At 70.0% G+C, this 9,855-nt stretch carries 10 protein-coding genes and 1 pseudogene; 3 read left to right on the top strand and 8 right to left on the bottom strand.

Features of this window, described 5'->3' with window-relative positions:
• A pseudogene (locus tag G3N98_RS35865) lies at positions 1 to 327 on the bottom strand (MFS transporter); the annotation flags it as partial.
• Positions 328 to 522: 195 nt separating this feature from the next.
• Positions 523 to 1,380: a helix-turn-helix transcriptional regulator gene (locus G3N98_RS35860; RefSeq protein WP_206150775.1), complete on the bottom strand. Its 858-nt coding sequence runs from the start codon at positions 1,378 to 1,380 to the stop codon at positions 523 to 525.
• A 95-nt stretch (positions 1,381 to 1,475) separates the two neighbouring features.
• Between G3N98_RS35860 and G3N98_RS35855 the strand changes: the two genes are divergently transcribed.
• Positions 1,476 to 2,369 carry an SDR family oxidoreductase gene (locus G3N98_RS35855; RefSeq protein ID WP_206150774.1) on the top strand — a complete coding sequence of 298 codons (894 nt, stop codon included), beginning with the start codon at positions 1,476 to 1,478 and terminating at the stop codon, positions 2,367 to 2,369.
• Between the two features lie 55 nt (positions 2,370 to 2,424).
• Here the strand turns inward: G3N98_RS35855 and G3N98_RS35850 are convergent, their stop codons facing one another.
• From G3N98_RS35850 to G3N98_RS35830, 5 genes are all read right to left on the bottom strand, one after another.
• Positions 2,425 to 3,414, bottom strand: a complete 990-nt coding sequence (locus G3N98_RS35850) for a zinc-dependent alcohol dehydrogenase family protein (protein ID WP_206150773.1) — start codon at positions 3,412 to 3,414, stop codon at positions 2,425 to 2,427.
• 123 nt (positions 3,415 to 3,537) lie between these two features.
• Complete coding sequence (locus G3N98_RS35845) at positions 3,538 to 4,440, bottom strand: LysR family transcriptional regulator (protein WP_206150772.1); 903 nt, start codon at positions 4,438 to 4,440, stop codon at positions 3,538 to 3,540.
• An 86-nt stretch (positions 4,441 to 4,526) separates the two neighbouring features.
• Positions 4,527 to 5,906, bottom strand: coding sequence for an FAD-containing oxidoreductase (locus G3N98_RS35840; RefSeq protein ID WP_206150771.1), 1,380 nt, complete (start codon positions 5,904 to 5,906; stop codon positions 4,527 to 4,529).
• 208 nt (positions 5,907 to 6,114) lie between these two features.
• Complete coding sequence (locus G3N98_RS35835) at positions 6,115 to 6,693, bottom strand: hypothetical protein (RefSeq protein WP_206150770.1); 579 nt, start codon at positions 6,691 to 6,693, stop codon at positions 6,115 to 6,117.
• Positions 6,694 to 6,742: 49 nt separating this feature from the next.
• On the bottom strand, positions 6,743 to 7,207 hold the full coding sequence (locus G3N98_RS35830; RefSeq protein ID WP_206150769.1) for a GNAT family N-acetyltransferase: 465 nt from the start codon (positions 7,205 to 7,207) through the stop codon (positions 6,743 to 6,745).
• 151 nt (positions 7,208 to 7,358) lie between these two features.
• Between G3N98_RS35830 and G3N98_RS35825 the strand changes: the two genes are divergently transcribed.
• Complete coding sequence (locus tag G3N98_RS35825; protein ID WP_206150768.1) at positions 7,359 to 7,997, top strand: LysE family transporter; 639 nt, start codon at positions 7,359 to 7,361, stop codon at positions 7,995 to 7,997.
• Positions 7,998 to 8,100: 103 nt separating this feature from the next.
• On the opposite strand, the gene G3N98_RS35820 is transcribed toward G3N98_RS35825, so the two are convergent.
• A complete protein-coding gene (locus G3N98_RS35820; protein ID WP_206150767.1) occupies positions 8,101 to 9,312 on the bottom strand; it encodes a hypothetical protein in 1,212 nt (403 codons plus the stop codon).
• Positions 9,313 to 9,758: 446 nt separating this feature from the next.
• Here G3N98_RS35820 and G3N98_RS35815 point away from each other — a divergent pair.
• On the top strand, positions 9,759 to 9,855 hold a 97-nt coding region (locus G3N98_RS35815; protein ID WP_206150776.1), incomplete at its 3' end, for a DUF3348 family protein.

The following is a 9,855-nucleotide window of genomic DNA, read 5'->3' as shown; positions in this document are numbered from 1 at the left end:
GCTGCCGCCGCTCCACAGGCGCGCCGTGCAGCCGGCCGCGATCAGCGCCAGCGCGACGCTCAGCGCGCGCTGCTCGCCCACGCGTCGCGCGAGCCCGACGCCGACCCCGGCGACGACACCCATCAGCACGAACGGCAACGTGGTCAGCAGCGCGGCCGCGCGAAAGCCGAGGCCCGTGTCGGCGCGCACGACGTCGAGCACGGGGCCGAACGCGGTCAGGAACGGTCGCAGGTTGAGGCCGGCCAGCACCAGCAGTGCGAGCGCGCCATAGGACACGGAAGCCGCATGCGGGCGGGGGACGGCTTGCGCGGTGCCGGGGTCGGACATCGGGATGCTCCAGGGAGGGGCCGGTGGCCCTGTGATGCGATGCCGAAAGGGTAAGCGCGCGCTACGCCAGGTGAAAATTAAATATTCGACTGGGAATCAGTGCGGAATGCGATGGGGCTGAGCGGGGCGACGGGGGCGATGGCGGTGGCGGGCGAGACGGCGCGACGGCGCGTTCATCAGACTAAACGCGCGCCGTCATGCCACCGGCATCTGCTCGGCCAGCGCTTGCGCGCGCGCGGCCACCAGCGACCGGACGAGCGCGCGATCGGCCGCCGTTTCCGGCGTAAAGATCACGAGCGTCTGGTCGGGCCGGCCGTTTACCGCGAACGCCGCGTATTCGAGCGCGATGCGCCCGACCGCAGGATGGTGGATCTCCTTGGTGCCTTCCTCGTGCGAGCGGACATCGTGGTCGCGCCACAGCGCGTCGAACTCCGCGCTCGCCGCGCGCATCTCGTCGACGAAGGCCTGAACGGCCTGCGTCGCACCGCCGCGCGCGACGTCGGCGCGAAACGCGCCCACCGCGAACCGTGCGACGCGTTCCCAGTTCGCCTGCACGCCGCGCACGTGCGGATCGACGAAGATGAGCCGCAGGATGTTGCGCCGTTGCGGCGACAGCGTCGTGTAGTCGGTCAGCGTCGCGGCTGCCGCGTCGTTCCACGCGACGACGTCCCACGTCGCCGAGCGCACGATCGCCGGGCTCGCGTCGAGCGAATCGAGCACGTGCTGCACGCGCGGCGACACATGGTCGGCTGCGTGATAGCGCACTTCCGGCAGGTGGCCGACGCCGATCAGGAACAGGTGCTCGCGCTCGGCGTCGTTCAGCAGCAGCGCGCGGGCGAGCCGGTCGAGCACGTCGGCAGACGGCGCCCCGCCGCGCCCCTGTTCGAGCCACGTGTACCACGCGGTGCTCACGTGCGCACGCTCGGCGATTTCCTCGCGCCGCAGGCCCGGCGTGCGGCGGCGCGTGGCCGGCAGGCCGAGCGCGGCCGGGTCGAGTTTCTCGCGGCGGGCCCGAAGGTAGGCGCCGAGCAGGTTGTCGGGGGCGTCAGCCATAGCCTGTTAGTTCGTTTACCGGTAAACCGTCACGGCTTCACCGTGCACGGCGATCGACAGATAGTAAGCCTCCCTGCCATCCGGAGGTGTTGAACATGCGTGTCTTTGTTACTGGAGCGTCGGGCTTCGTCGGCGCGGCCGTCGTGGCCGAACTCATTGCTGCCGGGCACTCGGTGCTCGGCCTCGCGCGGTCCGATGCGGCCGCGTCGTCGGTCGCGGCGGCCGGCGCCGAGGTCCACCGCGGGTCGCTGGAGGATCTCGACAGCCTCACGCGTGGCGCCGAAGCCGCCGACGCGGTGATCCATACGGGATTCAATCACGACTTCTCGCGCTTCGCGCAGAACTGCGAGCTAGACCGGCGCGCGATCGAGACGATCGGCGCGGCGCTCGCGGGCTCGGCGCGGCCGCTGGTCGTCACGTCGGGCCTCGCGCTCGTCGCGCCCGGGCGCGCGGCGACGGAAGACGATCCGCACGTGCCGGTGTCGTCGACCTATCCGCGGGCGTCCGAAGCGGCCGCGGTCGCGCTGGAGGCGCGCGGCGTGCATGCATCGGTCGTGCGCCTGCCGCCGTCCGTGCACGGCGACGGCGATCACGCTTTCGTGCCGCGCCTGATCGCGTTCGCGCGGGAGAAGGGCGCGTCGGCCTACATCGGCGCAGGCGACAACCGCTGGCCCGCCGTGCACCGGCTCGACGCGGCGCGCGTCTATCGGCTCGCGATCGAACGCGGCGCACCCGGCGCGCGCTATCACGCGGTCGACGATACCGGCGTGCGGTTCAGGGACATCGCGGAAGTGATCGGCCGGCGGCTGAACGTGCCGGTCGTCGCGAAAACGGCGGCGGAAGCCGGCGAACACTTCGGCTGGTTCGCGATGTTCGCGGGGATGGATGCGCCGGCCACGAGCGAGCGCACGCGCGTATCGCTCGACTGGGCGCCGACGCAGCCGGGGTTGCTGGCCGATATCGACCGGCCGCGGTATTTCGAAAGCTGAACGGGGGGCGGGCCTGCCGCCTTTTCAGACAAGCGGCCCGCCCGCCTCGCATCGTTCAGACCGTGACGACGATCTTCCCGACCTGCGCACCGGCCTCCATGTAGCGATGCGCTTCCACGATGTCGTCGAACGCGAACGTGCGATCGATCAGCGGCTTCAGCGCGCCGGCCGCGAGCCCGTCGACGATGAAGCGCTTCGCGCGCTCGAGCCGCTGCGCGTCGCCGGTGATCTCGAACAGCTCGTAGCCGCGCAGTGTCAGGTGGCGGGCGAGCAGGTCCATGACCGGCACCGGGATGTCGCGCGTGTCGAGCGCGCCGTACTGGAAGAACGTGCCGTTCGTGGCCAGCGCGCGCAGCAGGTTCGCCGCGTCCGGGCCGCCGACCGGATCGAACACGAGGCGCGCGCCGGTGCCGCCGGTGATCTCCGCCACCTGCTGCGGCAGGTCCGCAGGGCTGCCGACGATCACGTGCTTCGCGCCCGCGTCGAGCAGCGCCTGGCGCTTCGATTCGCCGCGCGTCAGCGCGATCGGCACCGCGCCGACGTGGTTCGCGATCTGGATCGCCGCCTGGCCGACGCTGCTCGACGCGGCGCCGATCAGCACCGCGTCGCCGCGCTGCAGCCCGCCGAGTTCGATCAGCGCGCCCCACGCCGTGACGAACATCATCCACGTCGCGGCCGCTTCCTCGAACGACAGGCTTGCCGGATGCCTGACCACCGCATGCGCGGGCACGTTGACGACCTCGCCGTACATCCCGTAGTCGGCGAACGAGAACGCCGGCACGACGCTCACCGCATCGCCTTCCGCGAACGCCGTCACGTTGCGGCCGACCGCCGCGACGATCCCCGACGCCTCGTAGCCGAGCGCCGCGGGAAAGCGCGGCATGAACGTGTATTCGCCGCTGCGGTACATGACTTCCGCGCGATTGAGGCCGATCGCCTTCACGCGCAGCTGGATGTCGTCCGGGCCTGGTGCGGGTACGTCGACGGTGTCGATCTGCAGGACGTCGGGGCCGCCGACGCGGTGGAAACGAACGATGCGGGACATGGAGGGCTCCTTCAATGAACGGGTGTCGATGAAGGAGCACTGTAGGCGGGTATCCGCGCCGGAGAAACGCGCGGCGGGATCATTGATTGTTATTCGACGAATAACAATCGGCGCACACCTGTTCTACGCCGGATAACGCCGCGCAAACAGCTCGGTCAGCCAGTCGATGAACGCGCGCACCTTGTCGGGCAGATGCGCGCGGTTCGGGTACAGCACCGACACCGGCTTCGGCTCGGCCGGCACGCCGGGCAGCAGCTCGATCAGCTGGCCCGAGTCGATGCTCGGCTGCAGCGCGGGCCGCAATGCATGCACGATGCCGAGGCCGGCCAGCCCGCAGGACAGCAGCGCTTCCGAGTTGTCGGTCAGCAGGCTGCTCGTGAGCTTCACCGCGACGGTTTCGCCGTGCGGGCGGAACGTCCATTCGAGCACCTTGCGATTGCTGCCGGTAAAGAAGTTGACGGCGCGATGCGCACGAAGGTCGTCGAGCGTGCGCGGCAAACCGTGGCGGGCGATGTAGCCGGGCGACGCGCACGTGACCATCGGCACCGCGCCGACCGTGCGCGCGACCATGCTCGAATCCTTCAGCTTGCCGACCCGCACGACGCAGTCGATGCCTTCTCCGATCAGGTCGGCCGGCTGGTCGCTCGCGCCGAGCACGAGCTCGATCTGCGGATAGTGTTGCTGGAAATCGGGCAACGCCGGAATCACGACCGTCTTCGCCAGCGCGAGCGCGATGTCGATGCGCAACCGGCCTTTCGGGATCGCGCGCTGCTTCGGGAACGACGCGAACGCGTCGTCGATGCTGCCGAGCAACTGCACGCAGCGCGCATGGAATGCCTCGCCTTCGGCCGTCACGCTGACGCGGCGCGTGCTGCGGTTCAGCAGCCGGACGCCGAGTTCCTGCTCGAGCTGCTGCACGGCTTTCGTCACGGCCGGCCGATGCAGTTGCAGCGCGTCGGCGGCCTGCGTGAAGTTGCCGCGTTCGACGATCTGTACGTAGATCTGCATCGCTTGCAGGCGGTCCATGGCGCTCCCGGATGTCGTGGCGAGCGGCCATCTTCGCATACCGCTCGCCCCCCGTGCGACGCCGAGGCGCAGCCGCCCGCCATCCGTCATTCGACCGGATGCAGATCCTGCAGCAGCGTCGGCACGAGCTCCGACACGGTCGGGTGGATATGCATCGCACGGCTGATCGTCGTGTACGGCGCGCCGGCGGCCATCACGTCGAGCATCCCGTGCACGACTTCGTCGCCCGTCACGCCGAGGATCGACGCGCCGAGGATCGCGTGGCTGTCCGCGTCGACGATCACCTTCATGAAACCCAGGCTCTCGCCTTTTTCCACCGCGCGGCCGACGCGCGTCATCGGGCGCGTGCCGACGAGCAGCCGGCGGCCGGTCTGCTTCGCTTGCGCGAGCGTCATGCCGACGCGGCCGAGCGGCGGATCGACGTACAGCGCGTACGCCGCGATGCGATCGGACACCTTGCGCGGATCGTTGTCGAGCAGGTTGGCCGCGACGATCTCGTAGTCGTTGTATGCGGTGTGCGTGAACGCGCCGCGCCCGTTGCAGTCGCCGAGCGCCCAGATGCCGGGCACGTTCGTGCGCAATTGTTCGTCGACCTCGATGTAGCCGCGCGCGTCGGTCGAGACGCCCGCGCGGTCGAGCCCGAGATCGTCGGTGTTCGGCACGCGTCCGACCGCGAGCAGCAGGTGCGAGCCCGCGACCTCGCGGCCGCCGCCCGCGCAGTCGAGGCCGACCGCGATGCCGCTGCCGTCGCGCCGCGCGCTCAGGCAGGTCGCGTCGAGCTGCACGTCGATCCCTTCGTTTTCGAGAATCTCGCGCACTGCCTGCGACACGTCCTCGTCCTCGCGCCGGATCAGGCGCGAACCCTGCTCGACGATCGTGACCTTCGACCCGAAGCGGCGATACATCTGGCCGAACTCGAGCCCGATGTAGCTGCCGCCGACGATCACGAGATGCTCGGGCAGGAAGTCGACGTCCATCATCGTCGAGTTGGTCAGGTACGGCACCGTGTCGAGGCCCGGCATGGCCGGCACCTGCGCGCGCCCGCCGACGTTGATGAAGATGCGTTCCGCTTCGAGTACGTCGTCGCCCACGCGCACCGTATTGGCCTGCTCGAAGCGGGCGTGACCCTGAAACACGGTGGTGTTCGCGAGGCCGCGCACCCATTGCTCGACGCCGTGGTTCGAGCGGCCGGAGATCTGGTCCTTGCGCGCCTTCACGGCTTGCATGTCGACGGTGACGGGGCCGCCGACCGACACGCCGTATTCGCCGGCGCGCCGCGCGAGGTGCGCGGCGTACGCGCTCGCGATCAGCGTCTTGGTCGGGATGCAGCCGGTGTTCACGCAGGTGCCGCCGAAGCGGCCGCGCTCGATGATCGCGACCTTCATCCCGGCGCCGGACAGCCGCGCGGCGAGTGGCGGCCCGGCTTGACCGGTGCCGATGACGATCGCGTCGAAGTGTTGCGTCATGACGTCCTCCAGTGCGGGTGCAGCGAGGGAGCGTAGGCGGGCGAGCCGCGTGCGAGGCCGGCGCGCGGTCGCGCGACGGCGAGCGCCTATGGTAGTCCTGTTGGCGTGCGCTCGCGAGCGCGGGAGAAGCGGGATGTGACTGCGTCCGGCCGTGCCCGCGCCGGCCGGCGTGCGATGCAACCGGTTGCGGCGCGTGGCACCGGCCGCGTCAGTCCTTGCGTTTCCATTGGCCGAACGACACCGGCCGATGCGCATCGGCGCGCGTGACGGTGACGTGGTCGGGCTGGTCGTCGAGCGGGAACGATTCGGTGACGATCTGGTTCGAGAACAGCCACCCGTGCGTGCGCGGGTCGTAGCGGAACGTCACGTAGTCGCTCCAGTGCTGCCCGCACGCGACGAAGTTCTGCACGGTGAAATAGTGGCCCTTGATCGCGAAGCCGTTGTCGGCGGCATCTTCGGGATCGAACGGATCGCACTGGCCGCCTTCGTTCGCGCGCAGCACGACCTGATCGTTGCGCGAGACGAGCCGGAAGGCGTGATCCGGTTGTTCCTCGAAGATCAGCAGCGGACGCGGCGACGGCTGCTCGCGCGTATCGACCGCCCGATGCACGACGACGAGAAAGCTGTGCCGCCCGTTGTCGAGATCCGGCCCGGCATGCGCGAGCAGCGGCTGGTAGCCGGGCGGCAACTGCGCGGCGACCGATTTCGGCAGGTCGCCAGCGCGGGCGTTCAGCGAAAGCGCGGCGAGCAGCGGGAGGAGCAGGATGGACGGGCGGAAAGCGCGCATGACGGGGTGTCCGGTCGAAAGGTGGAAAGCGGTGCCGACGGCGTGGCGATTACACATCCCGCCCGAGAAACTCGGTGCCCGGCACCGGGTTGAACGCGACGGGCGGCGCGGGTGTGAAGCCGAGCGACGCATACAGTTTCCTGGCGGCGACGAACTCCGGCAGCACGTCGAGACACATCCGCGCATAGCCGGCCGCCTTCGCGTCGTGCAGCAACCGTTCAACGAGCTGGCGGCCGACGTTCAGCCCGCGCGCTTCGGGGCGCACGTAGACGCGCTTCATCTCGCACGTCGTCGCGTCGATCTCGCGAAACGCCGCGCAGCCCACCGCGCGCTCGCCTTGCCACGCGAGCAGCAGCCGCCCGCGCGGCGCCGCGTACTTGCCGGGCAGCGCGGCGATCTCGGGCTCGTAGTCCTGGAATTCGAGGCTGACGGTCGGGCTCGCGATGTACTCGCGGAAGATCGCCTCGACGGCACGGGCGTCATCGGGATAGCGGGCGGCGCGAATCTCGATCATGGGGGGCGGCGCGAATGACGGGAAAGAGGGCCAGCATAGCAGCGCAAAGCCGCTTTCGGCCATGGGCGAAGCGTGCCAGAATCAGCGGCTCGACCATCGGAAACGACACGCAGGCGCTGGCGATTCGGCGTCGCTCACCAAGGAGACTTCGATGACTGCATCGGCTGCCGTACTCGCCATCCTGGCCGCGCTGTTTCTCGGCGCGATGATTCCGGGCCCGAGCTTCGTGCTGGTTGCCCGCAATTCGATCGGGCTGTCGCGCCGCGACGGGCTGGCCACCGCGCTCGGCATGGGCATCGGCGGCATCGTGTTCGGCGGCGTCGCGCTGGCCGGGCTCTATACGCTGCTGCAGGCCGTCGAATGGCTGTACGTGGGCCTCAAGGTGGCGGGCGGCGCGTACCTGATCTACATGGCGTCGAAGATCTGGCGCGGCGCCGACCGGCCGATCGCGATGGACGATCCGCAGGCGCTGGCCGGCGGCAGCGCGCGCAAGTCGTTCTGGACGGGCCTCACGACCCAGCTCAGCAACCCGAAGACGGCGATCTGGTACGGCAGCATCTTCGCGGCGCTGCTCCCGCAGCATCCGCCGCTGTGGTGCTATCTGGCGCTGCCGCCGCTCGTGTTCGGCGTCGAGTTCGGCTGGTACACGGTCGTCGCGCTGTGCTTCTCCACACGCCGGCCGCGCGAGCTCTACCTGCGCGCGAAGAAGTGGGTCGACCGCATCGCCGCCGGCGCGATCACGCTGCTCGGGCTGCGACTGATCCTGAATGCGCCGAAAGCGGGCATCTGAGCGCATCTAACCGCTTCCATTCCCGATCTGCATCGCACGGCGGCCGGCCATTCCCGTGGCGGGCTGCCGGCGCGCACCGTGCGAACGCGCATCGGCGTCAGCATCAGGCTTCGCTGAACCGCGCCAACAGCGCCGCGAACCGCGTGTCGTCCGGAAATGCCTTCACTTCATACCGCACCGGGCGATGCCCGGTGGCCGTCATCAGGTCGCCGCACGTGCGCAGCAGCTCGGCCATCGGCACGTAGGCGGATTGCCCCGTCGAGCCGCGATGGAGCGCGACGATATCCGTCTCCGGCAGCAGGGAAGGCACGCCGTCGCTCCATACGCTGACGCTGAACAGGCTGCCGTCCTGGCGTTTGTACACCGAGTAGGTCGCCACGAAGAGGTCGGTGCCGTCGCGCTCATGCACGTCGTTGAGCAGCATCCGCTGATCCTGGTAGTCGCCCGCGAGCTCGCCGATGCGCAGCGCATGCAGCTTCGCTTCGAGCCCTGCCGGCACGAAGCGCCGCCAGGCGGCGCCGTCCCAGCGCAGCATCAGCGGCGGCAGCGGGCGCGGCTGCGCCTGCGCCTGTTCGGCGAGGTCGACCATGGCGGCGAGCCCGGCCGGGTTGCGGTCGCCGGTGAGCAGCAGCACCGCGCGGTTGGGCGCCATCACGACCGGCGCGCCGGCGATCGGCTGCCGGTGGAGCAGGTCGGTCAGCAGCAGCCGCGCCGCGTCGTACGAGTCGTCGAATTGCGACAGGAATACCCCGTTCGGCAGCGCGGCCCACGGCGTCGACGATGCGGCCCGCAGGTTGTCGATCGCGATGTCGCAGGCTTCGTCGAACGAGACGCCCCATCGGTCGAGCGTCGCGGTCGGCAGGCGCGCGATGTTGAGCTCGCCGTCGTATGCGATGCCGATCTCGATGTTCTCGCACAGCGGCCGGAACGCCAGCTCCGTGATGCCGAACTGCCCGGCCGTTTGCAGCGCCGTCACGCAGCGCTCGGTCGCGCTGCGGATCACGGGGCGCAGCTTCGCGCGCGCGGCGGCGAAATCCGTCGGGATCTCGTGCTGCATCATCGCGTTCGCCTGGCGCTTCAGCACGGTGTCCCGCTCGGACGGCTTCGCGGCCGCGTAGTCGTGGAACAGGTTGTGCAGGTTGATGATGTTCGACGGCACATCCGACTGGACGAGGCAGCCCTTCTCGTCCTCGTGGCGCCAGGTGCGTGTGTCGCCCGATGCGCGCAGCGTGGCGATCAGGCGTTCGGCGAAGGCCTGCGGGGTCGGCGGTTTGCCGAAACGGTCGCGCAGGCGCGAGACGAGATTGGCAAGCATCGTGTGCGGTCGGGCCGGGCCCGTCTGTTGTCGTCGTGGGTCGGTGGCGCCCGGTCTCGGCGGCGCCGCCCGCGGCCGGCTCGCATGGCTCGACGGGTGCTTTGATGGTAGTGCAACGCGGCCGGTATCGTCGGACGATATTTGCGGTCGGCGGTCGGCGGTCGGCGGTCGGCGGTCGGCGGTCGGCGATCCGCGGGCGACGGGTGACGGGTGACGGGCGAGGTCAAGGGCAAGGGCAAGGGCAAGGGCAAGGGCAAGGGCAAGGGCAAGGGCAAGGGCAAGGGCGCGTCGGAACCGTCGCCGCCGAAGCCCCGGTCGCCCGCCGAGCCTTGCGCGGCGGGCGTTCGCGTGTGTCGCCCGCCGCGCCGATCGGCGCCGCTTCCCCGATTCTGGCGGCCGACCGCCCGGCGACGTGTAAACTGCTGCCTTTTTTGACGGTTTGTAGCATGGTGCAAGCACCTCCGCGCCCGGCGCTGAGCGGCCCGGCGCTCGTCCGGCTGCTCGCGCGCGTGGCCGATGCCGACGTCGCGGAATCCCGGCAGA

Origin of the sequence: Burkholderia sp. Tr-20390, assembly GCF_017104595.1 — a bacterium.
Classification (GTDB): domain Bacteria; phylum Pseudomonadota; class Gammaproteobacteria; order Burkholderiales; family Burkholderiaceae; genus Burkholderia.
This window is presented reverse-complemented; position numbering and strand designations above follow the sequence as displayed.

Coding starts and splice junctions, on each gene's coding strand:
- G3N98_RS35860 (WP_206150775.1), bottom strand. CDS start 1,380: ATGGCTGACGCCCCCGACAACCTGCTCGGCGCCTACCTTCGGGCCCGC.
- G3N98_RS35855 (WP_206150774.1), top strand. CDS start 1,476: ATGCGTGTCTTTGTTACTGGAGCGTCGGGCTTCGTCGGCGCGGCCGTC.
- G3N98_RS35850 (WP_206150773.1), bottom strand. CDS start 3,414: ATGTCCCGCATCGTTCGTTTCCACCGCGTCGGCGGCCCCGACGTCCTG.
- G3N98_RS35845 (WP_206150772.1), bottom strand. CDS start 4,440: ATGGACCGCCTGCAAGCGATGCAGATCTACGTACAGATCGTCGAACGC.
- G3N98_RS35840 (WP_206150771.1), bottom strand. CDS start 5,906: ATGACGCAACACTTCGACGCGATCGTCATCGGCACCGGTCAAGCCGGG.
- G3N98_RS35835 (WP_206150770.1), bottom strand. CDS start 6,693: ATGCGCGCTTTCCGCCCGTCCATCCTGCTCCTCCCGCTGCTCGCCGCG.
- G3N98_RS35830 (WP_206150769.1), bottom strand. CDS start 7,207: ATGATCGAGATTCGCGCCGCCCGCTATCCCGATGACGCCCGTGCCGTC.
- G3N98_RS35825 (WP_206150768.1), top strand. CDS start 7,359: ATGACTGCATCGGCTGCCGTACTCGCCATCCTGGCCGCGCTGTTTCTC.
- G3N98_RS35820 (WP_206150767.1), bottom strand. CDS start 9,312: ATGCTTGCCAATCTCGTCTCGCGCCTGCGCGACCGTTTCGGCAAACCG.